31 protein-coding genes and 1 tRNA gene are annotated in these 25,093 nt (G+C 66.5%); 20 read left to right on the forward strand and 12 right to left on the reverse strand.

Annotated features, from left to right (window positions below; genetic code table 11):
- Positions 1 to 27: 27 nt before the first annotated feature.
- Positions 28 to 657 (reverse strand): TetR family transcriptional regulator C-terminal domain-containing protein, encoded by a 630-nt coding sequence (locus ACZ5TO_RS00750; RefSeq protein ID WP_464799198.1) that lies wholly within the window; start codon positions 655 to 657, stop codon positions 28 to 30.
- Between the two features lie 12 nt (positions 658 to 669).
- On the reverse strand, positions 670 to 1,548 hold the full coding sequence (locus tag ACZ5TO_RS00755) for a dimethylarginine dimethylaminohydrolase family protein (protein ID WP_464799199.1): 879 nt from the start codon (positions 1,546 to 1,548) through the stop codon (positions 670 to 672).
- A gap of 212 nt (positions 1,549 to 1,760) precedes the next feature.
- Between ACZ5TO_RS00755 and ACZ5TO_RS00760 the strand changes: the two genes are divergently transcribed.
- The 10 genes from ACZ5TO_RS00760 (at position 1,761) to ACZ5TO_RS00805 (ending at position 8,675) form a co-directional block, all read left to right on the forward strand.
- Entirely contained in the window at positions 1,761 to 2,534 is a 774-nt protein-coding gene (locus ACZ5TO_RS00760; RefSeq protein ID WP_184145524.1) for an ABC transporter ATP-binding protein, read from the forward strand.
- Positions 2,535 to 2,560: 26 nt separating this feature from the next.
- Positions 2,561 to 3,343, forward strand: coding sequence for a transporter substrate-binding domain-containing protein (locus tag ACZ5TO_RS00765; protein ID WP_184145523.1), 783 nt, complete (start codon positions 2,561 to 2,563; stop codon positions 3,341 to 3,343).
- Between the two features lie 206 nt (positions 3,344 to 3,549).
- Positions 3,550 to 4,278, forward strand: coding sequence for an ABC transporter permease (locus tag ACZ5TO_RS00770; RefSeq protein WP_464799200.1), 729 nt, complete (start codon positions 3,550 to 3,552; stop codon positions 4,276 to 4,278).
- On the forward strand, positions 4,278 to 5,096 hold the full coding sequence (locus ACZ5TO_RS00775; protein ID WP_464799201.1) for an ABC transporter permease: 819 nt from the start codon (positions 4,278 to 4,280) through the stop codon (positions 5,094 to 5,096). The genes ACZ5TO_RS00770 and ACZ5TO_RS00775 overlap by 1 nt, the downstream gene beginning before the upstream one ends.
- A 1-nt stretch (position 5,097) precedes the next feature.
- On the forward strand, positions 5,098 to 6,267 hold the full coding sequence (locus ACZ5TO_RS00780) for a M20 aminoacylase family protein (protein ID WP_464799202.1): 1,170 nt from the start codon (positions 5,098 to 5,100) through the stop codon (positions 6,265 to 6,267).
- A gap of 603 nt (positions 6,268 to 6,870) precedes the next feature.
- The gene (locus ACZ5TO_RS00785) at positions 6,871 to 7,125 is read left to right on the forward strand and encodes a hypothetical protein (RefSeq protein ID WP_464799203.1); all 255 of its coding nucleotides are present in this window, start codon (positions 6,871 to 6,873) and stop codon (positions 7,123 to 7,125) included.
- Positions 7,126 to 7,191: 66 nt separating this feature from the next.
- Positions 7,192 to 7,440 carry a hypothetical protein gene (locus ACZ5TO_RS00790; protein ID WP_464799204.1) on the forward strand — a complete coding sequence of 83 codons (249 nt, stop codon included), beginning with the start codon at positions 7,192 to 7,194 and terminating at the stop codon, positions 7,438 to 7,440.
- A gap of 66 nt (positions 7,441 to 7,506) precedes the next feature.
- Positions 7,507 to 7,755 carry a hypothetical protein gene (locus tag ACZ5TO_RS00795; protein WP_464799204.1) on the forward strand — a complete coding sequence of 83 codons (249 nt, stop codon included), beginning with the start codon at positions 7,507 to 7,509 and terminating at the stop codon, positions 7,753 to 7,755.
- Between the two features lie 46 nt (positions 7,756 to 7,801).
- Positions 7,802 to 8,050, forward strand: coding sequence for a hypothetical protein (locus tag ACZ5TO_RS00800; RefSeq protein ID WP_464799205.1), 249 nt, complete (start codon positions 7,802 to 7,804; stop codon positions 8,048 to 8,050).
- 325 nt (positions 8,051 to 8,375) lie between these two features.
- On the forward strand, positions 8,376 to 8,675 hold the full coding sequence (locus ACZ5TO_RS00805; protein ID WP_464799206.1) for a chorismate mutase family protein: 300 nt from the start codon (positions 8,376 to 8,378) through the stop codon (positions 8,673 to 8,675).
- On the opposite strand, the gene galE is transcribed toward ACZ5TO_RS00805, so the two are convergent.
- A complete protein-coding gene (gene galE, locus ACZ5TO_RS00810; protein ID WP_464799207.1) occupies positions 8,672 to 9,664 on the reverse strand; it encodes a UDP-glucose 4-epimerase GalE in 993 nt (330 codons plus the stop codon). The genes ACZ5TO_RS00805 and galE overlap by 4 nt on opposite strands.
- 106 nt (positions 9,665 to 9,770) lie before the next feature.
- Between galE and ACZ5TO_RS00815 the strand changes: the two genes are divergently transcribed.
- A complete protein-coding gene (locus ACZ5TO_RS00815; RefSeq protein ID WP_464799208.1) occupies positions 9,771 to 10,298 on the forward strand; it encodes an AAA family ATPase in 528 nt (175 codons plus the stop codon).
- Between the two features lie 6 nt (positions 10,299 to 10,304).
- Here the strand turns inward: ACZ5TO_RS00815 and ACZ5TO_RS00820 are convergent, their stop codons facing one another.
- The 4 genes from ACZ5TO_RS00820 to ACZ5TO_RS00835 all read right to left on the reverse strand — a co-directional run bounded on the left by ACZ5TO_RS00820 (position 10,305) and on the right by ACZ5TO_RS00835 (position 14,481).
- Positions 10,305 to 11,471, reverse strand: coding sequence for a pyridoxal phosphate-dependent aminotransferase (locus ACZ5TO_RS00820; RefSeq protein ID WP_464799209.1), 1,167 nt, complete (start codon positions 11,469 to 11,471; stop codon positions 10,305 to 10,307).
- 139 nt (positions 11,472 to 11,610) lie between these two features.
- On the reverse strand, positions 11,611 to 12,315 hold the full coding sequence (locus ACZ5TO_RS00825; protein ID WP_464799210.1) for a hypothetical protein: 705 nt from the start codon (positions 12,313 to 12,315) through the stop codon (positions 11,611 to 11,613).
- An 85-nt stretch (positions 12,316 to 12,400) separates the two neighbouring features.
- Entirely contained in the window at positions 12,401 to 13,573 is a 1,173-nt protein-coding gene (locus ACZ5TO_RS00830) for a LysR family transcriptional regulator (protein WP_464799211.1), read from the reverse strand.
- A gap of 20 nt (positions 13,574 to 13,593) precedes the next feature.
- Positions 13,594 to 14,481, reverse strand: coding sequence for an NAD(P)-dependent oxidoreductase (locus ACZ5TO_RS00835; protein ID WP_464799212.1), 888 nt, complete (start codon positions 14,479 to 14,481; stop codon positions 13,594 to 13,596).
- 166 nt (positions 14,482 to 14,647) lie between these two features.
- On the opposite strand from ACZ5TO_RS00835, the gene ACZ5TO_RS00840 reads away from it, so the two are divergent.
- The 9 genes from ACZ5TO_RS00840 (at position 14,648) to ACZ5TO_RS00880 (ending at position 22,891) form a co-directional block, all read left to right on the forward strand.
- Complete coding sequence (locus ACZ5TO_RS00840) at positions 14,648 to 15,382, forward strand: PIG-L deacetylase family protein (protein WP_464799213.1); 735 nt, start codon at positions 14,648 to 14,650, stop codon at positions 15,380 to 15,382.
- A 24-nt stretch (positions 15,383 to 15,406) separates the two neighbouring features.
- Positions 15,407 to 16,363 carry a VOC family protein gene (locus ACZ5TO_RS00845; RefSeq protein ID WP_464800433.1) on the forward strand — a complete coding sequence of 319 codons (957 nt, stop codon included), beginning with the start codon at positions 15,407 to 15,409 and terminating at the stop codon, positions 16,361 to 16,363.
- A gap of 1 nt (position 16,364) precedes the next feature.
- Complete coding sequence (locus ACZ5TO_RS00850) at positions 16,365 to 17,036, forward strand: 4-carboxy-4-hydroxy-2-oxoadipate aldolase/oxaloacetate decarboxylase (RefSeq protein WP_464799214.1); 672 nt, start codon at positions 16,365 to 16,367, stop codon at positions 17,034 to 17,036.
- Entirely contained in the window at positions 17,029 to 18,084 is a 1,056-nt protein-coding gene (locus ACZ5TO_RS00855) for a 4-oxalomesaconate tautomerase (protein WP_464799215.1), read from the forward strand. The genes ACZ5TO_RS00850 and ACZ5TO_RS00855 overlap by 8 nt, the downstream gene beginning before the upstream one ends.
- 241 nt (positions 18,085 to 18,325) lie before the next feature.
- Positions 18,326 to 19,180 carry a branched-chain amino acid ABC transporter permease gene (locus tag ACZ5TO_RS00860; RefSeq protein WP_464799216.1) on the forward strand — a complete coding sequence of 285 codons (855 nt, stop codon included), beginning with the start codon at positions 18,326 to 18,328 and terminating at the stop codon, positions 19,178 to 19,180.
- Positions 19,180 to 20,220: a branched-chain amino acid ABC transporter permease gene (locus tag ACZ5TO_RS00865; RefSeq protein WP_464799217.1), complete on the forward strand. Its 1,041-nt coding sequence runs from the start codon at positions 19,180 to 19,182 to the stop codon at positions 20,218 to 20,220. Before ACZ5TO_RS00860 ends, ACZ5TO_RS00865 begins: the two co-directional genes overlap by 1 nt.
- The gene (locus tag ACZ5TO_RS00870; RefSeq protein WP_464799218.1) at positions 20,217 to 20,969 is read left to right on the forward strand and encodes an ABC transporter ATP-binding protein; all 753 of its coding nucleotides are present in this window, start codon (positions 20,217 to 20,219) and stop codon (positions 20,967 to 20,969) included. The genes ACZ5TO_RS00865 and ACZ5TO_RS00870 overlap by 4 nt, the downstream gene beginning before the upstream one ends.
- Positions 20,962 to 21,672: an ABC transporter ATP-binding protein gene (locus tag ACZ5TO_RS00875; protein ID WP_464799219.1), complete on the forward strand. Its 711-nt coding sequence runs from the start codon at positions 20,962 to 20,964 to the stop codon at positions 21,670 to 21,672. Before ACZ5TO_RS00870 ends, ACZ5TO_RS00875 begins: the two co-directional genes overlap by 8 nt.
- A 43-nt stretch (positions 21,673 to 21,715) precedes the next feature.
- Complete coding sequence (locus ACZ5TO_RS00880) at positions 21,716 to 22,891, forward strand: ABC transporter substrate-binding protein (RefSeq protein ID WP_464799220.1); 1,176 nt, start codon at positions 21,716 to 21,718, stop codon at positions 22,889 to 22,891.
- 213 nt (positions 22,892 to 23,104) lie between these two features.
- Here ACZ5TO_RS00880 and ACZ5TO_RS00885 read toward each other — a convergent pair.
- From ACZ5TO_RS00885 to ACZ5TO_RS00905, 5 genes are all read right to left on the reverse strand, one after another.
- Positions 23,105 to 23,180 (reverse strand) — tRNA-Phe (locus tag ACZ5TO_RS00885).
- 172 nt (positions 23,181 to 23,352) lie between these two features.
- Positions 23,353 to 23,562: a DNA gyrase inhibitor YacG gene (gene yacG / locus ACZ5TO_RS00890; protein WP_464799221.1), complete on the reverse strand. Its 210-nt coding sequence runs from the start codon at positions 23,560 to 23,562 to the stop codon at positions 23,353 to 23,355.
- Position 23,563: 1 nt separating this feature from the next.
- Positions 23,564 to 24,184 carry a Maf-like protein gene (locus ACZ5TO_RS00895; protein ID WP_464799222.1) on the reverse strand — a complete coding sequence of 207 codons (621 nt, stop codon included), beginning with the start codon at positions 24,182 to 24,184 and terminating at the stop codon, positions 23,564 to 23,566.
- A 79-nt stretch (positions 24,185 to 24,263) separates the two neighbouring features.
- Positions 24,264 to 24,482 carry a translation initiation factor IF-1 gene (gene infA / locus ACZ5TO_RS00900; RefSeq protein ID WP_004435948.1) on the reverse strand — a complete coding sequence of 73 codons (219 nt, stop codon included), beginning with the start codon at positions 24,480 to 24,482 and terminating at the stop codon, positions 24,264 to 24,266.
- A gap of 145 nt (positions 24,483 to 24,627) precedes the next feature.
- A complete protein-coding gene (locus ACZ5TO_RS00905; RefSeq protein ID WP_184145503.1) occupies positions 24,628 to 25,089 on the reverse strand; it encodes an arsenate-mycothiol transferase ArsC in 462 nt (153 codons plus the stop codon).
- Between the last annotated feature and the right edge of the window lie 4 nt (positions 25,090 to 25,093).

The following is a 25,093-nucleotide window of genomic DNA, read 5'->3' on the forward strand; positions in this document are numbered from 1 at the left end:
GCCGTTCTCCGCGTGTCTATGTGTCGTTTACCGGGCCGTGCCGGCTTGCCTCAGGGAAAGGCCGAGAAGCGTTTCGATGGAGGCCAGCGCGATCCCGACGAGCTCGCTTTCCTCGAAGAGCTCGCCGGCAAGGCAGCCTTCGAGCCACAGCCCGTCGAGCAGCCCGTTGATGGCGATGGCGAGCCGCCGGCAGCGTTCCGGCGAGGCATCGGCGCCGCGCGTCGAAAGGAAATCCGCAAGCAGCCCCTCCAGCGCGTTGCGGAAGCTGAGATACCCCTCGCGGTGGATGACGGCGAGCTCGGGATCGACGCTGACCCGGCTGATGAACGAGGCCCAGAGCGAGAGGCTGCGGCTGTTGGCGACCGGCTCCGTCAGGTTGATGACGATGAAGTCGACGAGCCGCTGCTCGGGATCGCCCGTCACGCGCTCGGCCTTCTCCGTCAGCCGGGCGATGACGACGCGGTAGGCCTCCTGGAGGATATGCTCCTTGGACTGGAAATAGTGCCGGATGAGGCCCGCCGTCACGCCCGCCTTGATGGCGATCTGCCGCACCGTCGCGCCTTGCAGGCCGTATTCGGCGATGCAGTCCAGCGTCGCCTCGATCAGGTCGTGGCGGCGCTCGGCCTCGGGGGCGCGGTGGAAGGTGCGGCGGGCCATCGTTCCTCCTCGTCAGGCGGCGCGGCGCAGCACGGGCCGCGTCAGGCAGGTCGGCCCACCCTCGCAGGCGATGCACAGCGCATCGGCCTCGAAGGTTTCGACCTTGCAGCCGGCCGCCTCCATCGCCGCCTTGGTGGCCGGGAAGCCTTCCACCATGATGACCTCGTGCGGGCGGGTCGGCAGCACGTTGAGCGAAAGACCGTTGCTGGCGTGGAATTCGTCGGCCGGCGCCTCGATGAGGCGGATGCCGCGGGCTTTCAGGAGCTGGTAGAAGGCGGCCGGCAGCAGCGGGGCGAAGACGAGGGCGAGATCGTCGGCCAGCGGGCTCATCACGCTCATCAGGTGCAGGCACGCCTCCTCGCCCTGCCAGAGCGGCAGGTCGTAGGCAAGCACCGAAACGCCGTGCGGGGCGAGGATCGCCGAGAGCTGGTCGATACCGGACTGGTTGGTGCGCACGCCGCGCCCGACGACGAGCGTCTTCGCGTCGAGCCAGATGCAGTCGCCGCCCTCCACCGTGCCCGGCGCCTCGATGCGGCCGAGGATGGGGATCTGCCGCTCGGCATAGGCCTTCTCGTGCAGCGCCGGTTCGCCCGCGCGCAGCGGCTTGCCCATGCGAAGGATGATCGCGCCGCGGTCGCTCATCAAGGAGGGATCGTGCGTGAACATGGCGTCGGCCAGCCCGTCGCCCTCGTCCTCAAGCCAGACGATCTCCGTGCCGGATTTCTCGACGAGGTCGGCGAAGGCCTTGTACTGGTGGACCGCGCGAGTGCCGTCGAAGGTCGGGCCGTAGTGCCATTTCGCCGGATCGGCCGCCTTGAGGCTGGCGCCGGGGCGGCGCATGAGGACGCGCAACAGGGGGGCCGACATTTCCTGCGAACCGTAGGCGGTCATTCGATGCTCCTTGCGGGGATTGTATCTTCGGGCGTGCCGCGGAAAAGTCGGCGCAGGTGCTATTATACGCTTGAACAATTTCTTAACAAGTGCCACGATGGCATCAACAAGCAGAAACGACGGGCCGAAGATGCCCGCGGGAACGTTGAAAAAACAGGGGAATTTGGCATGCTTCATGCATCGATTTTCCGTGCGCCGCAGGTCCGCGCGCGATGACGGATCGCGCCGAGGCCATCGCGGTCAAGGACCTGCACAAGCGCTTCGGGCCGCTCGAAGTCCTCAAGGGCGTATCGCTGACGGCGCATGAGGGCGATGTCATCGCCATCATCGGCGGATCGGGTTCCGGCAAGTCGACCTTCCTGCGCTGCATCAACATGCTGGAACTGCCGAGCGCCGGTTCGGTGACGATCCACGGCGAGACCATCGCCATGAAGACGGACGGCCACGGCGGGCAGATGCCCTCCGACCGCAGGCAGGTCCAGCGCATGCGCTCCCGCCTCGGCATGGTGTTCCAGAGCTTCAATCTCTGGCAGCACATGACCATTCTCGAAAACGTCATCGAGGCGCCCGTCCATGTGCTGGGCGTGAAGAAGGACGAGGCGGTGGAGCGGGCGGAAACGCTCTTGCGCCGTGTCGGCCTCTACGAGAAGCGCGACGCCTTTCCCGCCTTCCTGTCCGGCGGCCAGCAGCAGCGCGCGGCCATTGCCCGGGCGCTCGCCATCCAGCCCCATGTCATGCTCTTCGACGAGCCGACCTCGGCGCTCGACCCGGAACTCGTGGGCGAGGTGCTTTCGGTCATCGGCGATCTCGCCAGGGAGAAGCGCACGATGATCCTCGTCACGCACGAGATGAAGTTCGCGCGCAACGTCGCCAGCCACGTCGTCTTCCTTGCGGGGGGCGTCATCGAGGAACAGGGCCCGCCCGAGGAGATCTTCGGATCGCCTAGATCGGAACGCCTGAAGAAGTTCATCAGCTCCATCCACTGACAACCATAACCGACAGAGGGAAGATCATGAAGAATGCCTTGAAGACAATCGCCCTTGCCGCCGCCATCGGCCTTGCCGCCATCTCGGGCGCGGCGGCCGAGCAGGTTCGCGTCGGCTTCGCCGCCGAGCCCTATCCGCCCTTCACCTCGCCGGACGCCTCGGGCAACTGGGAAGGCTGGGAAGTGGACTTCATGAAGGCGGTCTGCGCCGAAGCCAAGCTCGACTGCGTCATCACGCCCGTCGCCTGGGACGGCATCATTCCGGCGCTCACCTCCAACAAGATCGACATGATCATCGGCTCCATGTCGATCACGCCGGAGCGCCTGCAGACCATCGATTTCTCCGACAAGTATTACAACACGCCCACCGCCGTGATGGGCCCGAAGGGCGTCGATTTCGACGCCACGCCCGAGGGGCTGAAGGGCAAGACCATCGGCGTGCAGGTCGCGACCATCCACCAGGTCTACGCCAACAAGTATTTCGGCGAGAACGGCGCGACGGTGAAGGAATACCAGACGCAGGACGAGGCGAACAACGACCTTGCCGCCGGCCGCATCGATGCCGTGCAGGCCGATTCCATCGCGCTGAAGGCCTTCCTCGATTCCGAGCAGGGCGCTGCCTGCTGCGAAATGAAGGGCAACGTGAAGGACGACCCGGAAATCCTCGGCCTCGGCGTCGGCGTCGGCCTGCGCAAGGGCGACACGGCGCTGAAGGACAAGATCAACGCCGCCATCAAGGCCATCCGCGCCAACGGCACCTATGACGAATTCTCGAAGAAGTACTTCGACTTCGACATCTATGGCGGTTGAGGGTTTCGCCTGAGGCTTTGCCCCTCACCCTAACCCTCTCCCCGCAGGCGGGGAGAGGGGACCTGCCCTTTAAGAAGGTCGCGGCCTGCGGAAGCCGGTGCGGCAAATCCCCTTCGCCCCGCTTGCGGGGAGAAGGTGGCCGGCAGGCCGGATGAGGGGCGAGCCAGTCGGGCGACGCGTGACTGTTCTGAAGGAATGGGAATCCCATGGCCGATGCCGGATCGATGATCAACTGGGGCCTGCTTGCCCTCGAGCCGCCGGGCTGGGGCGGGGTCCTGCTCGCCGGCCTATGGAACTCCATCCAGATCGCCGTCGGCGGCTACGGGCTCGGACTTCTCCTCGGCACCGGCGGGGCCATGGGCAAGCTCTATGGCGGCCCGGTCACGAAGGACCTCCTGGAGGTCTACACGACGCTCGTGCGCGCCGTGCCCGAACTGGTGCTGATCCTCATCCTCTACTATGCCGGCACGGACGTGCTGAACCAGATCTCCGCCGCGCTCGGCTGGGGGCCGGTCGACGTCAGCGGCCTTGCGGCGGGCATCTTCGTCATCGGCGTCGTGCAAGGCGCCTATTCGACCGAGGTATTGCGGGGGGCGATCAAGGCGGTGCCGGCCGGGCAGATCGAGGCGGCGCGCGCCTACGGCATGTCGCCCGGCCAGATCCTGCGCCGCATCACGCTGCCGGCCATGCTGCCGCACGCCATTCCGGGCCTTTCCAATCTCTGGCTCATCGCCACCAAGGATACCGCGCTGCTTGCCGTCGTCGGCTTCAGCGAACTGACGCTGGTGACGCGGCAGGCGGCCGGCGCCACCAAGGCCTATCTCCTCTTCTTCTGCGCGGCGGGCGTGCTCTACCTGATGCTGACGCTCGTCTCCAACGTGCTGATCGCTCTCATCGAGCGCCGTTACCGGCGCGGCATGGCGGAGCCGGCATAATGAGCGACGAAACCGTTTCCGCCATCGCGCTGACCGAGCTTCCCCGCAAGGAGAGCTTCTTCAAGCCGCACCGCCTCGTGCTGATGGGGATCGCCGCGCTCCTCGTCTTCTCCATCGTCTGGTTCATGCGCTGGGACTGGGTGCCGAAATATTCCGGCCGTCTCGTCTCGGGTGTCGGCGTGACGCTGCTTATGCTCGCCAGCACCTCGATCATCGGCTTCCTTCTGGCCGTGCCCATCGGCCTCGTGCAGGTGACGGGGCCGTGGCCGCTGAAGGCGCTCGCGCGCGGCTTCTGCACCATTGTGCGCGGCACGCCGCTGCTGCTGCAACTCTGGCTGCTCTATTACGGCCTCGGCTCGCTGTTTCCCCAGTTCCCGGGAATCCGCAATTCCTTCCTCTGGCCCTACCTGCGCGAGGCCTGGCCCTATGGTGTCGCCGCGCTCACCATTTCCTTCGCCGCCTACGAGGGTGAGGTGATGCGTGGGGCCTTCGCCGGCGTGCCGGCGGGCGAACTGGAGGCGGCGCGTGCCTACGGCATGAGCCGCTTCACCCTGTTCCGCCGCATCTGGCTGCCGCGCGCCGTGCATCGGGCGCTGCCGACGCTGAACGGCGAGACCGTGCTGCAACTGAAATCGACGCCGCTCGTCGCGACGATCACGGTGATCGACGTTTACGCCGTCGTCTCCAAGGTGCGGCAGGAGACCTACATCACCTACGAGCCGCTGCTGCTGCTGGCGCTCATCTATCTCTGCCTTACCGCCGTGCTGGTGGTGGGCTTCCGCTATTTCGAAAGCAAGATCCCGACGCGGGGAGCCTGACATGACCATCCATTCCACCCTTCTCAATTCCATGCCGGAAATGGTGGCGATCCGCCGCGACCTGCACGAGCATCCCGAACTCGGCCTGGAGGAGGTGCGCACGTCCGAGGTCGTCGCCCGTCACCTGGAAAGCTACGGCTACACGGTCACGCGCGGCCTTGCGAAGACCGGCGTCGTCGCGACCCTTTCCAACGGCACCGGCCGCCGGTCGATCGGCATTCGTGCCGATTTCGACGCGCTGCCGATTTTCGAGGAGACCGGCCTTGCCTATGCCAGCAAGACGCCCGGCAAGATGCATGCCTGCGGCCATGACGGGCACACCGCCATGCTGCTCGGCGCGGCGAAGGCGATCGCCGAACGGCGCAATTTCGACGGCACGGTGCATCTCATCTTCCAGCCGGCCGAGGAGAATTTCGGCGGGGCGAGGATCATGGTGGAGGAGGGGCTGTTCGAGAAATTCCCGTGCGATGCCGTCTTCGCGCTGCACAACGAGCCGAACCTGCCCTTCGGCCAGTTCGCGCTGCGGGAAGGCCCGATCATGGCGGCGGTCGACGAGGCGCGTATCACGGTGAACGGCGTCGGCGGCCACGGCGCCGAGCCGCAGGAGACGCTGGACCCCATCGTCTGCGGCGCCTCCATCGTCATGGCGCTCCAGACGATCGTCTCGCGCAACATCCATCCGCTCGATCCCACGGTGGTGACGGTCGGCTCGTTCCATGCGGGTTCGGCGAGCAACATCATCCCGAGCCGGGCGGAGATCGTCGTCGGCATCCGCTCCTTCGATCCCACTGTCCGCGACGAACTGGAGCGCCGCATCCGCCTCATCGCCGAGCGGCAGGCCGAAAGCTACGGCATGAGCGCGACGGTGGACTACCAGCGCTTCTACGACGCCACCATCAACCACAAGGCCGAGACCGACCTCGTGCGCGACCTCGCCGTCCGCTTTGCCGGCGCCGACAAGGTGGTCGACCTCGAACGGCCCTTCATGGGCAGCGAGGATTTCGCCTACATGCTGAAGGAACGGCCGGGCACCTATTTCTTCCTCGGCGGGCGAAGCGGCGAGAACGACCGCTCGCTCCACCATCCGGGCTACAATTTCAACGACGACCTCCTGCCCATCGGCGCCGCCTTCTGGACCGAGCTGGCCGAGCACTACCTGCGCGCCGGCTGAGGGGCACGAAAAAGAATCATCGCCTCGATGGAGGACAAGCCGGGGCCGTTCGGCGGCCGCGCCTGACACGGTTTTGACATATTTCCAGACGCGCAGCAGACCGTTTCACGGCGAAATTTTCGCGTGTCACACATTCGTGAAACTCTTGAAATCGTCGTTCCGGATTTTACCGCCACAATTGTAAACGCGGTTCATTTTCCGCGCAGTGACGGCGTGCGCGCGAGAGCCTCCCAAGGCCGAAAATAGAAATTCTAACGTGAAAACAATATTTTGATTTGGTGCGTCGTCGTCGCATCTAACCGTCCATTCAGACGGTTCTGCCGGATTTCTCCGAAGCAAGATGGTGCCGGGAACAGGGATTTCCACTGTTCAAGAAACGTTGACAGTTGTTTCCAAAAGCAGACCCTTGCGGCCCACAAATTGAGGGACCATCTTTAATTCACGAAAGCGGCGAACCCGCTTCCGCCAGTCAACCAAGGGAATGACGATGTCGGAACTGTTGAAGCAAAGAGAGCTGTGAGCGCCCCCGAAACGGCCCGCCCCGGCAATCGAGCAAGACCGCACCGCCGCTTCCAACACCACATATAGGAAAGGACGACCACCATGACCAAGACCTTCAAGGCAACCTTCACCGCCGCCCTCGCAGCCGCTTCCCTCTTCGGCGCTTCTGCCGCCTTCGCCGGTGGCGACTATTACCAGGGCGTTTCGCCGGACTCGGCCCAGAACCAGCGGATCGACCGCACGACCACGCAGAGCATCCACAACGCCACCTTCGATGGCGCCAAGGCTGCCCCGTCGAGCGCCGATGTCGGCCCGGCCGCCGGCGACTACTACCAGGGCGTCTCCAAGCAGCAGTAAGGCGCGGCCCCACGGCCACGCCCACCCCCTCCCAAGACTGACCAGATATTTCAAAGGACTACGACCATGACCATCAAGGCAACCTTCACCGCCGCCCTCGCAGCCGCCTCCCTCTTCGGCGCTTCTGCCGCCTTCGCCGGTGGCGACTATTACCAGGGCGTCTCGCCGGACTCGGCCCAGAACCAGCGGATCGACCGCACGACCACGCAGAGCATCCATAACGCCACCTTCGATGGCGCCAAGGCTGCCCCGTCGAGCGCCGATGTCGGCCCGGCCGCTGGCGACTACTACCAGGGCGTCTCCAAGCAGCAGTAAGGCGCGGCCCCACGGCCACGCCCACCCCCTCCCAAGACTGACCAGATATTTCAAAGGACTACGACCATGACCATCAAGGCAACCTTCACCGCCGCCCTCGCAGCCGCCTCCCTCTTCGGCGCTTCTGCCGCCTTCGCCGGTGGCGACTATTACCAGGGCGTTTCGCCGGACTCGGCCCAGAACCAGCGGATCGACCGCACGACCACGCAGAGCATCCATAACGCCACCTTCGATGGCGCCAAGGCTGCCCCGTCGAGCGCCGATGTCGGCCCGGCCGCCGGCGACTACTACCAGGGCGTCTCCAAGCAGCAGTAATCGGTGGCGAACCGCCACCGCGCATGTGAATTCAAGGACTGAGACAATGAGCAAGACCATCAACACCGCCATCGCTGCCTTCCTCGCAGCTTCCGCTTTCGGCGGTTCCGCAGCGTTCGCTTCCAGCGGTGACTATTATCAGGGCATTTCGTCCGAGCAGGCCCAGAAGCAGAACATCGATACGTTCCGCACCAACAGCATCGACAATCGCATCGTCATCCCCAACGCGACTGCCGAGAATGTCGGCCCGGCTTCGGGCGACTATTACCAGGGCGTCGACCCTCACGCCCGCTGATCGCCGGCGCCGGTCCGGCATCCCTCCGAAGCTCCCGGTGGCGACACCGGGAGCTTCGCTCGTTTCGGCCCCGTGCCCGTCTTTCCGCACCGCCGAAACAGGCTCCCCCGCGGCCGCTTCACGTTACGTCACTGCATCCAGCCTCGCGCCAGCTTGCATGCCTAGGTTCCGCCTCGGCCAGCATGCAGGCCCGCAGGCAGAAGACAGGACCGCACCCTCCTTCAGCCTAACCCCCGGGCCTGCATGTGGCCTTGTCCCGCGACATGGCGACGCCTTTCCCACGCACCGTTCCTCTGCTATCCGGTTCCCCGTAGAGGAGACCGGAATGACCAAGACTGCGGCCGAGTGCACGACGATGGCGGAAATCCGGGAGAACATCGACCGGGTGGACGAGGCGCTGATGGCGCTTTTTTCCGAGCGCTGGAGCTTCATTCGCCGCGCCGCCGAGATCAAGGCGGGCCTCGGCATTCCCGCCGACGTGCCGGAGCGCGTGAAGCAGGTGCGCGACAACGCCCGCCGCAATGCCGAAGCACAGGGCCTCGACGGCAAATTCTACGAGGATATCTGGGCCGCTCTCATCGGCCACGCCATCGCCTACGAGAAGGCCAAGCTCGGCGAATCCTAACGCTGGTTGCGCTTGCCGAGATGATCTTCCCAGTCGAGCGCGGTGCGCACGATGAAGGCGAGGTCGTCGTGCTTCGGCGTCCAGTCCAGCTCCCTCATCGCGACGGCGGGATTGGCGACGATGAGCACCGCATCGCCCGGTCGCCGGGCGGCGAAGCGCACCGGAAAATCGGCGCCCGAGACGGCCTTGACCTCCTTCAGCACCTCCAGCACGGAAAAGCCGCGGCCATAGCCGCAATTGGCGACGATGGAGCCGCCGCCCGCACGCATGCGCTGCAGGGCCTTCAGGTGCGCATCGGCAAGGTCCGAGACATGGATATAGTCGCGGATGCAGGTGCCGTCCGGTGTCGGATAGTCCGTGCCGTAGACGTCCATGCCGTCGCGCTTGCCGAGTGCGGCCTCGCTCGCCACCTTGATGAGATGCGTCGCGCCGCGGGTGGACTGGCCGGTGCGGCCCCGCGGGTCGGCGCCCGCGACGTTGAAATAGCGCAGCGCCGTATAGGTGAAGTCATGCGCGGCGGCCGTATCGCGCAGCATGATCTCCGTCATCAGCTTGGAGGAGCCGTAGGGCGATTCCGGCCGGAGCGCCGCGCTCTCCCCGACGGGCTCGGTGCCGTCCGGCGTGCCGTAGACGGCGGCGGTGGAGGAGAAGACGAAATGCGGCACCTTCGCCGCGACGGCCGCGGCGATCAGCGCGCGTGACTTCGCCGTGTTGTTCTCGTAATAGGAAAGCGGATCGGTGACCGATTCCGGCACGACGATCGACCCGGCGAAATGGATGATCGCATCGATGCGGTTTTCCGAGAAGATCGTCGAAAGCAGCGCGGCATCGGCGATGTCGCCCTCGTAGAAACGCGCTTCCGGCGCCACCGCCCAGCGGAAGCCCGTGGAAAGCCGGTCGAGCACCACGACGTCCTCGCCGGCATCGACCAGCGCCCAGACCATGTGGCTGCCGATATAGCCCGCGCCGCCCGTGACAAGAACCGCCATTTCACTCTCCGAATCGTCCGAATTGCGGGCATATCACCTTGCCCGCCGGCAAGACGCAACCGCAATCCGCCCTCGATTGCCCCTCCCTCCGCGAAGGATAGCTCCAATGTCCGATCGTTTCATCCTGCTTTCCGGCTGCTCGGGCGGCGGAAAGTCGACGCTCCTCGAAGAACTGCGGCGGCGCGGCCACGCAACGGTCGAGGAGCCCGGCCGCCGCATCGTCGAGGAGGAATTGGCGAAGGGCGGCACGGCCTTGCCCTGGCTCGATCTTGCCGCCTTCGCCCGCCGCGCCGTCGCGATGGCGCTTGCCGACCGCGAGGCGATGCGCGGCCATCCGGGCTACGTCTTCTTCGACCGCGGGCTGATCGATGCCGCCGCGGCGCTGGAGGCGGCGGGCGGCGCGGTGGACCTTGCGGAACTGGCCTCCGGGCACCGCTACAACAGCCGCGTCTTCCTCACGCCGCCCTGGCCGGAAATCTACGCGGCCGATGCCGGGCGCCGGCACGATTTCGCTGCCGCGCTTGGCGAATACGAGCGCCTTGTGAGGGTCTACCCGATGCTGGGCTACGAGCCGGTCCTCCTGCCGAAGGTGCCGGTGGCCGCGCGGGCGGATTTCCTCATCGCGCAGCTTTGAGCGGCGTCAGCGGGCCGCGATGTAGCGGGAAAGCCGGTCGGCGGCCTCCGCCACCTCCTTCGGATCGCGCAGGAAGCAGGCGCGCATGAAGAGCTCGCCGCCGGGGCCGAAGGCCGTGCCGGGCGCAAGGCCGACGCCCGTGCTGTCGACGATGTCGAGCGCGGCCTTGCGCGAATCCGTCACGCCGTCGATCTTCAGGAAGGCGTAGAGCGCCCCGTCGGGCTTCAGCGTTTCCACCCGGTTGGTGGCGATCAGCGCGTCGCAGAAGACGTCGCGGTTCTTCGCCGCCTTGTCGATGTTGGCCTGCACGAAGGCATCGCCCTCGTCGAGCGCCGCGACCGCGCCGCGCTGCAGGAACTGCGGCACGCCGGAGGTGGAATACTGGATGAGGTTCTCCAGCACCTGGCCCATTTCCGGCGGCGCGACGATCCAGCCGACGCGCCAGCCGGTCATCGACCAGTTCTTCGAGAAGGAGTTGACGAAGATCACCCGGTCGCCGTCTTCCATCACGTCGAGGAAGGAGGGCGCCCGCCCGCCGGCATAGTGGTAGAGCGCGTAGATCTCGTCGGCCATGATCCACAGGTCATGCCGGCGGGCGATGGCGAGGAGGCTTGCAAGATCCTCGCGCGTTGCCGTCCAGCCCGTCGGGTTCGACGGCGTGTTGATGAAGAGTGCCCGCGTCTTCGGCGTGATCGCCGCCTCCACGCGGTCGAGGTCGATCTGCCAGCGCCCGCCGGAAAAATCGAGTTGCACCGCGATGGGGTTGGCGCCGGAAAGCTCGGCCGCCGCCGCGAAATTCGGCCAGGCCGGCGTCAGGTACACCATGTCGTCGCCCGGCGAGACGAGCGCCTCGACGGCAAGCTTGATCGCCTGCATGCCCGAGCCGACCACGTAGAAATGCTCCGCCGGCAGGGCGGCGCCGAAGCGGCGCGCATAGTAGCGCGACAGCGCTGCCCGAAGCTCCGGGATGCCGCGCTGCCAGGTGTAGAAGGTCTCGCCCTTCAGGAGGGCGTCGGAGGCTGCGCGGGCGATGAACTCCGGCGTCGGCAGGTCGCCTTCGCCGACCCATAGCGGGATCAGCCCCTCGCGCCCGCGCGCATAGTTCACGACTTCGACGATCCCGCTCTCCGGCGCCCGGAGCGAGCGGGGGCTGAGGCTCTCGACGATGCTCATGGAAAATCACTCCACCAAACCGCAATCCGCCTCGCCGACGCGGCGAAGCGCCAAAGCTCTACCCGGTTTTGCGGAAGGGTTCACGCGAGTTTCGCTGACAGATGCATCGAATTCGGTGATGGACAGAGGCCGCGCGTCTCTAGTTCCTGCCGGTCTGCTGGTGGTCGTCGTCGAGGGCGGAGCCCATACCACCACCGCCGCCGCCCATGCCGCCGCCCATCCCCATGCCGCCGCCTCCACCGCCCCCGCCGCCGCGTGCGCCTTCCTTGCCGCGTTCGCCCTTGCCGCGGCTGCTGCCCGAAGGACGGGCAGGGCCTTGCGTGGGGATCGTGAGGTCGGCCGGAATGGGCGCAAGGTCCAGCGCCTCGCGGATGAAGGCCCGAAGCGAGACGACGAGGTCATGCGTGTGCACCGGGCGGCCCGCGACGAGGTCTCTCGCCGCCTTCTCCGCCAGCCGCACCTGCTCCTCCGTCCCGAGCAGGATGATGTCGGAAAGCGTCGCCTCCACGTCATCGCGGATGCGGCGCCTGCGCTCGGAGCCGGCGACGATGCCCTCGAGCGCTTCCGCGCTGTCCGGCTCGCCCGATGCCGGCCGCTGGCGCAGGTCGCGCAGGTGCGTCGGGTCGACGGTGAGGTTCCCGGTGAAGGAGCCGCCCAGCGTCTTGTAGGCGGCGATGAGGGTGCGCAGCCGCTCGTTGATCTGCCGGTTCGCCCGCTCCCGGCGCTGCTGGATCGTGAACATCATGACGAGGCGGATGCCGATGCTGATCAGCGTGAAGAGGGCAAGCCCGATCACCGTCACGAGGATGCTGTGCCAGGAGCTGAAATCGAGATTGCGCAGCACGTTGTGCCCCTGTCTGGAATAGGATGCCGAGCTTATCGCGAGTGCGCGCCGGAACGGCGATCACGAAACCGTGAAGATAGGCCTCTCATTCGGAAGACGAGGCGAGCGCCTGCAGGATGGTGATGAAATCCTTCTGCGCGGCGGTCGGAAGCCAGCCCGACCGTTTCGTCAGCCCGATCGGGCGACGGGTGTGGGAAAGATCGAAATCGAGCGCCACGACCAGCGCCCGGTCGATTTCCGCCCGCGCCTGCCGGCCCGAGATGAAGCCGAGATGGTCGCTCTGGCTGACGAGCTCGCGCATGAGGATGAGCGAGGCGGATTCGACGATGCTGGAAGGCCCGGCCGCGCAGCCCTCGAACAGGGCGTCGAAATGCTGGCGGATCGGCGTGCCCTTGAGGGAAACCACCCAGGGAAAGGATGCAAGCTCCTCGCGGGTGATGTCGTGCCGCCCGGCGAGGGGATGGTTCTTTCCCGCGACGATGACGACGGTATCGTGGAACAGCATGGATTCCTCCACGTCCGCAATGGGGGCGGGCTCGCGCAGCGCCCCGATGAGGAAATCGATCTCGCCGCGCCGCAGGCCGGCAAGCAGTTCCGGATAGGGCCCTTCCGAGACCTGGATCGGCAGGTGCGGGCGTTTCGTGCGGAAGCGCGCGATCGCCGCCGGCAGGATAGAGGAGCGCGAGAGCGGCATCGAGCCGATGACGAGGCGGCCGGCCTGGGTGGAACGCGCCTCGGCAAGGTCGGCCTCGGCCTGCGCCAGCTCGGCGAAGGCAAGGCGCGCGGCCTGCGCCAGCGTCTGCGCCGTGCGGGTCGCCATGATGCCGTAGGCGGTCTTTTCGAAGAACGGCCGGCCGGCCTCCCGCTCGAGCTGGGACACCGAGCGGTGCACCGTCGGCTGGGAAAGGCCCATGCGGTGCGCGGCGAGCGTATAGTTCTCCCGCTCGCGCACGGCGATCATCGCTTCCAACTGGGAAAGGGTCGCCGTCACCTTGAGGCGCGGGGCGACCTCGTCCATCGCCGGGTCGAGATAGGAGAAGGCGCGGCGAACGCGCGTCACCAGCACCTCGCCGAGCGGATTGACGAAGAGCCCGTGCGGGCGGCGGGTGAAGAGGGGCTCGCCCACCGTCGCCTCGATCTTGGAAAGCGCCTGCGTGACGGCGGGCTGGGAGACATGGCACCGCTCTGCGGCGCGCGTGACCGATTGCGTTTCGACGACGGCGAGGAAGACCCGGAGGTGCCGGAGGTTGAAACGCATGGAGGCTCCCGCGGGCTGGCTCACGCGCCTTTCTTGTCGAGGATCCGGTCGAGGCGGGAGGAAAGGTCGTCTTCGCCGGCAGCAAGGTGAAGGCCGACGATCTCATCCTGCCATTCGGCCGTGGCCGCCGCAAGCCGGTTAGGAAGGCCGTAGTCGCTAAGGGTCTTTGCCACTTCCCGCATCTCGGCGGCGCGACGCGCACCGTGCAGCATCATGCGCTCCAGGTTGTAGGACGTGCGCCGCGTCCAGTCGATGCCGGGATCGGACGCTTGCAGCGAGGCGAGCACCGCTTCTTCCACGCCCGCCCGCCGGGCGGCCAGCATCGCCTCGGCCGTCAGCGCCTCCAGCCCCTTGACGATCACCGAGCGCAGCATCTTGATCGCCGAGGCGTCGCCGATGCGGCTTCCGGCCGGCCTGGCCCGCATGCCGAGCGCCGCCAGCGCGGCAAGCGCAGGTTCGGCATGCGGTCCCGAAACGAGAAGCGGCGTCAGGTGGCGTTGGGGATGGACCGGCGCCATCACGGCGACGTCGACATAACGCCCGCCTGCCGCCGCTATCCTTTCGGCATTCGCCATCTTGGTGACGGGCGAGCAGGAGTTGCAGTCGAAGAAGAGCGCGCCCTTGCCGATGGCCGCCGCAGCCTCACCTGTCGCTTCCGCCGCGCGGTCCGCCGTCACGAGACTGAACACGCGGTCTGCGCCGGCAAGCGCTTCCGCGGGCGTATCGCGGGCATCGACGCCGAACTCCGCGCAGGCGGCGCGGATCGCGGCGGCGCCGGACGGATCGGTTAGCTTGATATCGAAGGCGGAGACGATCTCGCCGTCGCCGCGCACCCAGCCGGAGGCGAAGGCCTGCCCGGCTTCGCCGAAGCCGATCAGCGCGATTTTCCGGTGATTTGCCCTATCCATGCCGCTCCTCCGCATCCTGCCGTTTCACCGTGCATCCTAAGGGTGCGGCTGCAGGACTTGCCAGCGATTATAGCCTTTTCTTATCGGCCGTGCGGCTCTTCCGAATTGTCCGGCGGGGCGATTGCCGCCAGAACGGGGGGGCAGGAACGCGGCCAGGGAGACGATCATGGCGGACAGGAAAACGGCGCTGGTCATCAGCGCGCATGCGGCGGATTTCGTCTGGCGCTGCGGCGGGGCGATCGCGCTCCATGCGGAAAAGGGCTACGACGTCACGGTCGTCTGCCTTTCCTTCGGCGAGCGGGGCGAATCCGCCAAGCTCTGGAAGGAGAAGGACATGACGCTGGAGCGCGTCAAGGCGGCGCGCCGGGCGGAAGCGGAGAAGGCGGCGGTAGCGCTCGGCGTCGCCGATCTCGTCTCCTTAGACCTCGGCGACTATCCGCTGCGCCTGACGGACGAGGACAAGTTCCGGCTGGTCGAGGTGATCCGCAAGGTCCAGCCGGCCTTCATGCTCAGCCATTCGAAATACGACCCGTACAATACCGACCACATGTACGCGACCGAAGTGGCGCTGGAGACCCGCATGATCGCGCAGGCCTGGGGGCACAATCCCGGCCAGAAGGTGCTCGGCGCGCCGCAGCTCTATCTCTTCGAGCCGCACCAGACGGAGCAGATGGGCTGGAAGCCGGACGTCTTCCTCGACATCACGCCGGTCTGGGAAAAGAAATGGACGGCCATCCAGTGCATGGAAGGCCAGGAACATCTATGGGCCTATTACAGGAACGTCGCCGAGAATCGCGCGAACCACTTCATGCGCAATTCCGGCGGCCAGTCCGGCGGGCGCAAGGCGAAATATGCGGAAGGTTTCCAGGCCGTCTTCCCGCGCACCGTCGACGAGCTTTGAGGAGGCCCCATCCGGGAGGACATGATGGAACCCTGCTTCGATATCGCCCACCTCGCCCATGTCGAGATGCTGACCGACCGTTTCGAGGAAAGCCTCGATTTTTTCACCCGCGTCTACGGGCTGAAACTGTCCGGGCAGGATGAGACCTCGGCCTATCTGCGCGCCTGGGACGACTACGAGCACCACTCGCTGAAGCTCACCCGCGCCCACACGACGGGCGTCGGTCATATCGCCTACCGCGCGGCCTCGCCGCAGGCGCTGGAGCGGCGGGTGAAGGCCATCGAGGAAAGCGGCTACAAGGTCCTCGGCTGGTTGGAGGGCGATCCCGGCCACGGCCGCGCCTTCCGCTTCGAGGACCCGTTCGGCCATGTCTTCGAGATCTATTACGACACGGTCCGCCACGCACCCTCCGGCGACGACGTGCCGGCGCTGAAGAACACGGCGAGCGCCTTTACGGGGGCGGCGCCCCGGCGCATCGATCACCTGAACCTGCTCTGCGACGACGTCGCCGCATTCCGCCGCTTCATGGAAACCTGCCTCGGCTCGCGCGTCACGGAGATGATCCTCCTCGACAACGGCCGGCTCGGCGGGTGCTGGTTCACCGTCAACAACAAGACCTACGACCTTGCCTGCACCGAGGAGCACGGCGGCGGCCACGGCCGCCTGCATCACGTCACCTACGCCACCGACCAGCGCGAGGATATTCTGCGCGCGGCCGATATATTCCTTCAGAACGGCGTGCATATCGAGACGGGGCCGCACAAGCACGCCGTCCAGGGCACCTTCTTCCTCTATGTCTGGGAGCCGGCCGGCAACCGGGTGGAGCTCGCCAATTCCGGCGCGCGCCTCATCCTTGCGCCCGACTGGGAGCCGGTCGTCTGGACGCAGAAGGAGCGCCTGAAAGGGCAGGCCTGGGGGCTGAAGACCATCGAGACGTTCCACACCCACGGAACGCCGCCTGTCAAATCCGGGGAGCACTGACATGCCTGTCGTCGTCCAGAACATCGAGCGCGCCGATGCCGATATCGTCGACCGCCTCGCCCGCGCGGGTGTCGCGACGGTCCATGAGGCACAGGGCCGCAGGGGCATGCTGCAAAGCCACATGCGGCCGATCTATCCGGGTGCGCAGGTGGCGGGCTCGGCGGTGACGATCTCCGCGCCGCCCGGCGACAACTGGATGATCCACGTCGCCATCGAGCAGCTGAAAGACGGCGATATCCTCGTCCTCGCCCCGACCAGCCCCTGCGACAACGGCTATTTCGGCGACCTGCTCGCAACCTCCGCCATGGCGCGCGGCTGCCGCGGCCTCGTCATAGAGGCCGGCGTGCGCGATATCCGCGACCTGACGGAGATGGGCTTTCCCGTCTGGTCGAAGGCCGTGTCCGCGCAGGGAACCGTCAAGGAAACGCTCGGCTCGGTGAACGTGCCCATCGTCTGCGCGGGCGCCTCTGTCGAGGCCGGCGACATCGTCGTCGCGGATGACGACGGCGTCGTCGTGGTGCGCCGCGCGGAAGCGGCGACGGTGCTCGCCGCCGCCGAAGAGCGCCTTGCCAACGAAGAGGCCAAGCGCAGGCGCCTTGCCGCTGGCGAGCTCGGCCTCGATATCTACAAGATGCGCGAGACGCTGGCCGCCAAGGGGCTGAAATATGTCTGAGGACGGCATCCGGTGCCTTTGGATGCGCGGCGGCACGTCCAAGGGCGCCTATTTCCTAGCCGGGGACCTTCCGGCCGATCCGACCGCGCGCGACGATCTCCTCCTGCGCATCATGGGCTCGCCCGATCCCCGGCAGATCGACGGCATCGGCGGGGCCGATCCCTTGACCTCGAAGGTGGCGATCCTCTCGCCGCCGAGCCGGGCGGATGCGGATGTCGACTATCTCTTCCTCCAAGTCTTCGTCGACCAGGCGCTGGTGAGCGGCGCGCAGGGCTGCGGCAACATCCTCGCCGCCGTCGGGCCCGCCGCCATCGAGCGCGGCCTCGTGCCGGTGGCCGGCGAGGAGACGCAGGTGCGCATCCACATGGTCAATTCCGGAGAGGTGGCGACGGCGAAGATCGCAACGCCCGGCGGGCGCGTCAGCTATCGCGGCTCGACCGGCATTGCCGGCGTTCCCGGCACCCATGCCGCCGTTCCGCTGCTCTTTTCCGGCATTGCCGGCTCGATGTGCGGCGCGCTGCTGCCGACCGGCAATGCGGTCGACGTCATCGACGGCGCGGAGGCGACGCTGATCGACAACGGCATGCCCTGCGTCATCCTCGGTGCCGCCGATTTCGGCCTTTCGGGAATGGAGACACGCGAGGAACTGGAGGCGGATGCGGCGCTGAAGGCGCGGATCGAGGCGATCCGCCTCAAGGCCGGGCCGATGATGAATCTCGGCGACGTGAGGGAAGCCTCCGTGCCGAAGATGACGCTCGTTTCGCCGCCGCGGGCCGGCGGGGTGCTCTCCACTCGCAGCTTCATTCCGCACCGGGTCCATGCCTCGGTCGGTGTCTTCGCCGCGATCACCGTGGCGACGGCGAGCCGGCTTGCTGCGGGCCCGGCCGCAGCCGTCGCGGTGCAGCCTGAGGACGGCCGCTTCCGCATCGAGCACCCGACCGGCGAGATGGAGGTCTTCCTCGATATCGCCGAAGACGGAACGATCCGCGGCGCGGGCAATATCCGTACCGCGCGAAAACTCTTCGACGGGCTCGTCTTCCCCCGCTGAGCGGAAGGCCGCCCAACAACCTCTTTACCTTATAAGCCGCTGGCAACGCCGGCGGCTTATTGTTTTTATTGGTCTATTCCAGCCGGTACATCGTTCTTTCGTTCTGTCAATTATAGCAATTTCTTATCGGGAACGGGCGACTTCTAAATGGAAATGGGGGCCTGTTGGGAACAAGGTGCTTCCACACACGGACCGGGAGGAAACCGGCCGGTTCCGCAAACGCCCCGCCCCGGGAGGACGCATGCTGACCCTTTTATTCGATGGAGTGGCCTACGGCATGCTGCTGTTCGTGCTGTCCTGCGGGCTGGCGGTGACACTCGGCCTGATGAACTTCATCAACCTTGCGCACGGCGCCTTCGCCATGGCCGGCGGCTATGTCACCGTCATCCTGACGAACAGGTTCGGCGTGCCGTTCCTCGCAACGCTGCCGATCGCCTTCATCGCCACCGCGCTCGTCGGCGCGCTGCTGGAACGGCTGCTCTACAAGCCGATGTATGACCGGAGCCCGCTCGATCAGGTGCTCTTTTCCATCGGCCTCGTCTTCATGGCGGTCGCCGGCGTCGACTACCTGATGGGCTCGCAGCAGCAGATCCTCGCGCTTCCCGATTTCCTGAAGGGGCGCGTGGAGATCGCCGGGGTCGGCATCGGCATCTACCGCGCCTTCCTCATCGTCGTCTGCGGCATCCTCGCCATCGTCCTCCAGCTCATCAACAGCCGCACCCGCTTTGGCAGCCAGCTTCGCGCTGCGGTGGACAATCGCCGGGTCGCGCGCGGCGTCGGCATCCGCGTCAACATGATTTTCGCCGTCACCTTCGCCGTCGGCTCGGGGCTTGCCGGCCTCGGCGGCGCGCTCGGCGCGGAGATCCTCGGCCTCGATCCCACCTTTCCGCTGAAGTTCATGGTCTATTTCCTCATCGTCGTTTCCGTCGGCGGCACGGCCAGCATGTATGGCGCGCTTGCCGCCTCCATCCTGCTCGGCCTCGCCGACGTGCTCGGCAAGTATTACGTGCCCTCCATCGGCGGCTTCGTCATCTATATTGTGCTGGTCGCCGTGCTCGTCCTGAAGCCGCAGGGCCTTTTCGCGAGGGCGAACTGATGGTCTCCGGCATGTCTTCCGCTCCCGCCCGCGTGGCCGGCGCCCTCCGGCGCGCCAACCGCTGGGGCGTGCTTGAAATCCTCCTCTGGATCCTCGCCGTCGCCGCCTGGTTCTTCCTGCCGGAACAGCACCTCATCCTCGCCGAGATCGTCAATTTCGCGATCCTCGCCCTCTCGCTCGATCTCATCCTCGGCTATGCGGGCATCGTCTCGCTCGGCCAGTCGGCCATGTACGGCGTCGGAGCCTATGCGGCGGGCCTGTTCTCGGCCCACGTCACCGGCGAGCCCTTGAGCGGCCTCCTCGTCGGCGGCCTTGCCGGCGCGGCCGTCGCCTTCCTCACCGGCTTCCTGCTGCTGCGCGGGGCGGACCTGACGCGGCTGATGGTGACGCTCGGCGTCGCCGCCGTCTTCATGGAGATCGCCAACCAGGCGGACTGGCTGACCGGAGGGGCGGACGGCCTGCAGGGCGTGGAGACCGCGCCGCTCTTCGGGCTCTTCGAATTCGATATCTTCGGCCGCACCGCCTATGCCTACAGCCTCGGCGTTCTCTTCGTGCTCATCGTCGTCGCCCGCATCGTGCTGGCCTCGCCCTTCGGCTATTCGCTCAGGGCGATCCGCGACAATCCGCTGCGCGCCTCGGCGGTCGGCATCCCGGTCAACCCGCGGCTGATCGCCATCTACACGCTGGGCGGCGCCTATGCCGGCATCGCCGGCGCACTTTTCACGCAGACGCAGATGTTCGTCTCGCTGGACGCCCTGTCGTTCCAGAAATCGGCAGACGGGCTGATGATCCTCACCATCGGCGGCACGGGCTATCTCTATGGCGGCGTGGTCGGCGCGCTGGTCTACAAGCTCATCCAGGACGTCCTGTCGAACCTCACGCCGCAATACTGGCAGTTCTGGATCGGCCTCCTGCTCGTCGCCTTCGTGCTGATCGGACGCGAGCGGCCGCGCGCGCTGGTCCGGGCCGTCTCCACACGCCTTGCCCGCCTTTTCGCCGGCAAGGCCGCAAGCCGCCGCGTCGCGGAGGAAAAGCCATGACCGCCCTTCTCGAAACGCGCCGCCTCAACCGCATGTTCGGCGCCCTGCAGGCGACGACCGACGTGAGCTTCCGCCTGGAGCGCGGCGCCCGCCATGCCCTGATCGGCCCGAACGGCGCCGGCAAGACGACCTTCATCAACCTCCTGACGGGCGTTCTCTCGCCGACTTCCGGCGAAATCCTGCTGGACGGCAAGGCGATCACCGGCATGAAGCGCGAAGCGCGCGTCCAGCGCGGCCTCGTGCGCACCTTCCAGATCAACCAGCTCTTCGGCGGGCTCACGGTCATCGAGAGCCTTGCGCTCGTCATCGCCGAGCGGCGCGGCGAGGGCTGGAACCCCTTCCGGCCGATCGGCCGGGTGAGGGGGATCGACGCGGAAATCGCCGACCTCCTGCGCGACTTCGGGCTGGAAAGCGTGGCGGAGGAAACCTGCTCGGACCTGCCCTACGGCAAGCAGCGCCTCCTCGAAATCGCGCTCGCCATCGCGCTGAAGCCGCGCGTGCTGCTGCTCGACGAGCCGGCGGCCGGCGTGCCGGAGGCGGACAGGCAGGAGGTGCTGTCGCGCCTTGCCGCGCTCCCTTCCGACGTCGCGATCCTGCTGATCGAGCACGACATGGACCTCGTCTTCACCTTCGCGAACCGTATCTCGGTCCTCGTGTCCGGCGGGCTCTTCGCCGAAGGCACGGTGGAGGAGATCGCGCACGATCCCCGCGTCAAGGACGTTTATCTCGGAGGCGGGCAGCATGGCTGAACTTCTCGTGCTGGAACAGGTCTCGGCGGGCTACGGCCGCGCCACGGTGCTGCAACAGTTAAGCCTCGGCCTTTGCGAGGGCGAGGCCATGGCGCTGCTCGGCCGCAACGGCGTCGGCAAGACGACGACGCTCAACACCGTCATCGGGCTGACGCGCCAGCAGGGCGGGCGCATCCTTCTCGGCGGGCAGGATATCGCGCGCCTTTCGCCGGAGCGCCGGGTGGAGGCAGGCATCGGCTGGGTGCCGCAGGAGCGCGGCATCTTCCGCTCGCTGACGGTGGAGGAGAACATCACCGCCGTCGCAAGGCCGGGGCGCTGGACGCTGGAGGCCGTCTACGGCCTCTTCCCGCGCCTTGAGGAGCGACGGCGCAATTTCGGCAACCAGCTTTCCGGCGGCGAGCAGCAGATGCTCGCGATCGCCCGCGCCCTCGTGCTCAATCCGAAGGTGCTGCTGCTGGACGAGCCGACCGAGGGGCTGGCGCCGATCATCGTCGAGGAGCTGCTGGCGGCCATCCGCCGGATCGTCCGCGACGAGGGCATGGCGGCGATCGTCGTCGAGCAGCATGCCCGCCAGATCCTCGCCATCACCGACCGGGCCGTGATCCTCGACAGGGGCACGGTCGCCTATACGGGCGCCAGCGGGACGCTGGCGGCGGACACGGCCGTGCTTGGCCGCTTCCTCGGTATCGGAGGAGAGGACTGAGGGACCGGCCATGACGGATATTTCAAACCACAGGAGGAGAAGAATGCGTTTGAAGGCTTTTGCAAGAGGCGGCATCGCCGCCATCGCGCTCATCGCGGCAACCGGCGCCGGCCTTGCGGCGGATGCGGTCAAGGTGGGCGTCGTCATTCCGCTGACCGGCGGCTTCCAGTCCAACGGGCGGCAGATCAGTGCCGCGCTGAAGACGTTCGTCGCCACCCACGGCGAGACGGCGGGCGGCAAGCAGGTCGAGTTCATCGTCAAGGACGATGCCTCGACGCCCGACAATGCGCTGCGCCTCGCGCAGGAACTGGTGACGAAGGACCATGTCTCCGTGCTGGCCGGCTTCGGCAACACGCCGACGGCGCTCTCCGTCGCCCAGCTTTCCAAGCGCGCCAGGGTTCCGCAGGTCGTCATGGTGGCGGCGACGTCGGCGATCATGGACGCCTCGCCCTACATGCTGCGCACGTCCTGGACCATTCCGCAGATGGCGAACATCATCGGCGAATGGGCGGCGAAGAACGGCACGAAGAAATTTGTCTCGATCGTCTCCGACTACGGCCCCGGCGCCGATGCCGAGGTCTGGTTCAAGAAGGCGCTGGAAGCGAACGGCGGCACGGTCACCGTGCAGCTGAAGGTGCCGCTCGCCAACCCGGACTTCGCGCCCTTCCTGCAGCGCGCGGCGGACGAGAAGCCGGAAGCGCTCTTCGTCTTCGTGCCGACCGGCGCGGGCGCGGCCTTCATGAAGCAGTTCGTCGAACGCGGCCTCGACAAGTCGGGCATCAAGGTGATCGCCGCTGCCGACGTCACCGACGACGACCTCGTCAACAACATGGGCGACCCGGCCATCGGCGTCATCACCGGCGGGCCCTATTCGGCCAGCCACGATTCGCCGGAGAACAAGGCCTTCGTCGAAGCCTTCAAGAAGGAGAACAACGGCATGCGGCCGAACATGGTGGCCGTTGCCGCCTATGATGCGCTGGACCTCATCTACAAGACGCTCGACAAGACCGGCGGCGACGCGACGGGCGACGCGTTCCTCGAAGCCGCCAAGGGCATGAAGCTCGATAGCCCCCGCGGGCCGATCTCCATCGACCCCGAGACGCGCGACATCGTGCAGAACATCTACATGCGCAAGGTCGAGCGCGTGAACGGCGAACTCTACAACACCGAATTCGAGACCATCGAAGCCGTCAAGGACCCGGCCCACGCGGCCAAGTAAGCCACCGTAAAGAACAAGCGGAGAGCGGCGGATGGCCCAACCATCCGCCGCTTTCGTTTTGGCGGGAGAATACCTTGCCGCGAACTTACGCGGTCAGCTCCGCGACACGGCTCAACGCGGCGGGAAACCCTGAAAGCAAGAAGCGATTTTGCAGGTGCGCGCACATATTTCCAGCGCAGATAAGCTCAAAGAGTTTTTGAAAATCTCGAAGAGTGGTGCCCGGAGGCGGATTTGAACCACCGACACGCGGATTTTCAATCCGCTGCTCTACCAACTGAGCTATCCGGGCATCCGGCTTGGATTTCGTTGAAATCCGTGGGGCGTTTGGTTCCGCCCCGGAAGCGAGCGGGGTTATAGCATCTTGCGAAAATGTGTCCAGCCCCAACGGCGGTTTTTTGCGGGAAAATTGGATGGGTTTGCAAACTGTGGAAAAGACTGCGCTTTCGCCGTGCGGGGCGGCATCACATATCGTCGTCGTCCGCCTTCGTCTCGTCGTCGGCGACGGGGATGGCATAGGAGCCGGAGAGCCAGCGGTTGAGGTCGACGTCGCGGCAGCGGGGCGAGCAGAAGGGATAGTGTTCGCGCGCGGAGGGGCGCTTGCAGATCGGGCAGGGCACGGCCTTGCGCAGCGGCGCCACGGTGGCGGAGGGCTTTTCGGTCTCGCCGGCCATGTCAGATATCCGTCCAGCCCGCATGCACGTCGAAGCCTTCGCCGGAAAGCAGCGCGAGGGTCTCGTAGAGGGGAAGGCCGACCACGTTGGTATAGGAGCCGACCAGCTTGACGACGAAGCTGCCGGCAATGCCCTGGATGGCATAACCGCCCGCCTTGCCGCGCCATTGGCCGGAGGCAAGGTACTGCTCGATGTCCTGGCTCGACAGGCGCTTGAAGCGCACCTTGGTGTCGATGACCTTCTGGCGCACCGTACGGTCCGGCGTGATGAGGCAGACGCCGGTGAAGACGCGGTGGCTGCGGCCGGAGAGGAGATGCAGCGCGCTGGAGGCCTCGTCGACCATCTCCGTCTTCGGCAGGATGCGCCGGCCGACGGAGACGACCGTGTCGGCCGCCAGGATATAGCTGCCAGCATAGGCGGGATCGCCCTTGACGGCGGCAAGCGCGGCCTGCGCCTTGCCGGTGGAAAGGCGCCGGGCGAGCGAGCGGGGATGCTCGGAGCGCTTCGGCGTCTCGTCGATATCCATCGGCATCAGGCGCGTGGGCGCGATGCCCGCCTGGGCGAGCAGTTCGACGCGGCGCGGCGAGCCGGAGGCGAGGATGAGCTTTTCGGTCTGCGCCATGGGGTCTTCCGGAAAAGTCCGGGACGCGCCGTCGTTCAGGCCACGGCTCGAAGCCGGGGCGAGGGCGCGGTCCCTGGGCTTACTTGAAACGGTAGGTGATGCGGCCCTTGGTGAGGTCGTAGGGGGTCATCTCGACCAGCACCTTGTCGCCGGCCAGAACGCGGATGCGGTTCTTGCGCATGCGGCCCGCGGTGTGGGCGATGATCTCGTGCTCGTTTTCGAGCTTGACGCGGAAGGTTGCGTTCGGGAGCAGTTCCGTCACGACGCCGGGAAATTCGAGGACTTCTTCTTTTGCCATCTTGCGGTGATATTCCTGTGGGGTGAATTCGGGGAGGCCGGATGCCCGCCTCGAAAAAGTTGCCGGAAACTACACAATCGCCAGGGCTTTGTGAACACCGAAGCGCCGGGTTTCTGCATTTGCCGGAAAGAGAACCGCTTCCTTCTCAGCCGGACGCCTTCAAACGCTTCTCGATCAGCATCTTCAGGAACTCGCGGACCTCGCGGTACGAGCTCATGATCTGGTCGCGCGTGCCCGTCGCCACCGTCGGATCGGGCGTCGGCCAGTACATGACGTCGACGGCCATGGAGCGGGTGAGTTCGAGCGCGGCGTGGTGGGCTTCCGGGGCGAGCGTCACGATGAGGTCGAAATAGTCGTCCTCCAGCTCGTCGAGCGAATGGGGCGCGTGGCGGCCGAGCGAAAGGCCGACCTCGCCGAGCACGGCATCGACGAAGGGATCGCGCTCGCCGGGCCGCACGCCGGCGGAGGCGACATAGGTGCCGGGCAAGAGGCTGCGGGCGATGGTCTCGGCCATCGGCGAGCGCACGGCATTCATGCGGCACATGAAGAGGACCGAACGGGGCGTTCGCTGCGGGGCTTTCTCGGGTGCCGGGGAAACGCCCTCCATCCGC

Source organism: Shinella sp. Sh6, from assembly GCF_055392685.1.

What these genes read in the sequence shown, in the direction of transcription:
- ACZ5TO_RS00750 (WP_464799198.1), bottom strand. Translation starts at nt 657, where the DNA reads ATGGCCCGCCGCACCTTCCACCGCGCCCCCGAGGCCGAGCGCCGCCAC.
- ACZ5TO_RS00755 (WP_464799199.1), bottom strand. Translation starts at nt 1,548, where the DNA reads ATGACCGCCTACGGTTCGCAGGAAATGTCGGCCCCCCTGTTGCGCGTC.
- ACZ5TO_RS00760 (WP_184145524.1), top strand. Translation starts at nt 1,761, where the DNA reads ATGACGGATCGCGCCGAGGCCATCGCGGTCAAGGACCTGCACAAGCGC.
- ACZ5TO_RS00765 (WP_184145523.1), top strand. Translation starts at nt 2,561, where the DNA reads ATGAAGAATGCCTTGAAGACAATCGCCCTTGCCGCCGCCATCGGCCTT.
- ACZ5TO_RS00770 (WP_464799200.1), top strand. Translation starts at nt 3,550, where the DNA reads ATGGCCGATGCCGGATCGATGATCAACTGGGGCCTGCTTGCCCTCGAG.
- ACZ5TO_RS00775 (WP_464799201.1), top strand. Translation starts at nt 4,278, where the DNA reads ATGAGCGACGAAACCGTTTCCGCCATCGCGCTGACCGAGCTTCCCCGC.
- ACZ5TO_RS00780 (WP_464799202.1), top strand. Translation starts at nt 5,098, where the DNA reads ATGACCATCCATTCCACCCTTCTCAATTCCATGCCGGAAATGGTGGCG.
- ACZ5TO_RS00785 (WP_464799203.1), top strand. Translation starts at nt 6,871, where the DNA reads ATGACCAAGACCTTCAAGGCAACCTTCACCGCCGCCCTCGCAGCCGCT.
- ACZ5TO_RS00790 (WP_464799204.1), top strand. Translation starts at nt 7,192, where the DNA reads ATGACCATCAAGGCAACCTTCACCGCCGCCCTCGCAGCCGCCTCCCTC.
- ACZ5TO_RS00795 (WP_464799204.1), top strand. Translation starts at nt 7,507, where the DNA reads ATGACCATCAAGGCAACCTTCACCGCCGCCCTCGCAGCCGCCTCCCTC.
- ACZ5TO_RS00800 (WP_464799205.1), top strand. Translation starts at nt 7,802, where the DNA reads ATGAGCAAGACCATCAACACCGCCATCGCTGCCTTCCTCGCAGCTTCC.
- ACZ5TO_RS00805 (WP_464799206.1), top strand. Translation starts at nt 8,376, where the DNA reads ATGACCAAGACTGCGGCCGAGTGCACGACGATGGCGGAAATCCGGGAG.
- galE (WP_464799207.1), bottom strand. Translation starts at nt 9,664, where the DNA reads ATGGCGGTTCTTGTCACGGGCGGCGCGGGCTATATCGGCAGCCACATG.
- ACZ5TO_RS00815 (WP_464799208.1), top strand. Translation starts at nt 9,771, where the DNA reads ATGTCCGATCGTTTCATCCTGCTTTCCGGCTGCTCGGGCGGCGGAAAG.
- ACZ5TO_RS00820 (WP_464799209.1), bottom strand. Translation starts at nt 11,471, where the DNA reads ATGAGCATCGTCGAGAGCCTCAGCCCCCGCTCGCTCCGGGCGCCGGAG.
- ACZ5TO_RS00830 (WP_464799211.1), bottom strand. Translation starts at nt 13,573, where the DNA reads ATGCGTTTCAACCTCCGGCACCTCCGGGTCTTCCTCGCCGTCGTCGAA.
- ACZ5TO_RS00835 (WP_464799212.1), bottom strand. Translation starts at nt 14,481, where the DNA reads ATGGATAGGGCAAATCACCGGAAAATCGCGCTGATCGGCTTCGGCGAA.
- ACZ5TO_RS00840 (WP_464799213.1), top strand. Translation starts at nt 14,648, where the DNA reads ATGGCGGACAGGAAAACGGCGCTGGTCATCAGCGCGCATGCGGCGGAT.
- ACZ5TO_RS00845 (WP_464800433.1), top strand. Translation starts at nt 15,407, where the DNA reads ATGGAACCCTGCTTCGATATCGCCCACCTCGCCCATGTCGAGATGCTG.
- ACZ5TO_RS00850 (WP_464799214.1), top strand. Translation starts at nt 16,365, where the DNA reads ATGCCTGTCGTCGTCCAGAACATCGAGCGCGCCGATGCCGATATCGTC.
- ACZ5TO_RS00855 (WP_464799215.1), top strand. Translation starts at nt 17,029, where the DNA reads ATGTCTGAGGACGGCATCCGGTGCCTTTGGATGCGCGGCGGCACGTCC.
- ACZ5TO_RS00860 (WP_464799216.1), top strand. Translation starts at nt 18,326, where the DNA reads ATGCTGACCCTTTTATTCGATGGAGTGGCCTACGGCATGCTGCTGTTC.
- ACZ5TO_RS00865 (WP_464799217.1), top strand. Translation starts at nt 19,180, where the DNA reads ATGGTCTCCGGCATGTCTTCCGCTCCCGCCCGCGTGGCCGGCGCCCTC.
- ACZ5TO_RS00870 (WP_464799218.1), top strand. Translation starts at nt 20,217, where the DNA reads ATGACCGCCCTTCTCGAAACGCGCCGCCTCAACCGCATGTTCGGCGCC.
- ACZ5TO_RS00875 (WP_464799219.1), top strand. Translation starts at nt 20,962, where the DNA reads ATGGCTGAACTTCTCGTGCTGGAACAGGTCTCGGCGGGCTACGGCCGC.
- ACZ5TO_RS00880 (WP_464799220.1), top strand. Translation starts at nt 21,716, where the DNA reads ATGCGTTTGAAGGCTTTTGCAAGAGGCGGCATCGCCGCCATCGCGCTC.
- yacG (WP_464799221.1), bottom strand. Translation starts at nt 23,562, where the DNA reads ATGGCCGGCGAGACCGAAAAGCCCTCCGCCACCGTGGCGCCGCTGCGC.
- ACZ5TO_RS00895 (WP_464799222.1), bottom strand. Translation starts at nt 24,184, where the DNA reads ATGGCGCAGACCGAAAAGCTCATCCTCGCCTCCGGCTCGCCGCGCCGC.
- infA (WP_004435948.1), bottom strand. Translation starts at nt 24,482, where the DNA reads ATGGCAAAAGAAGAAGTCCTCGAATTTCCCGGCGTCGTGACGGAACTG.
- ACZ5TO_RS00905 (WP_184145503.1), bottom strand. Translation starts at nt 25,089, where the DNA reads ATGGAGGGCGTTTCCCCGGCACCCGAGAAAGCCCCGCAGCGAACGCCC.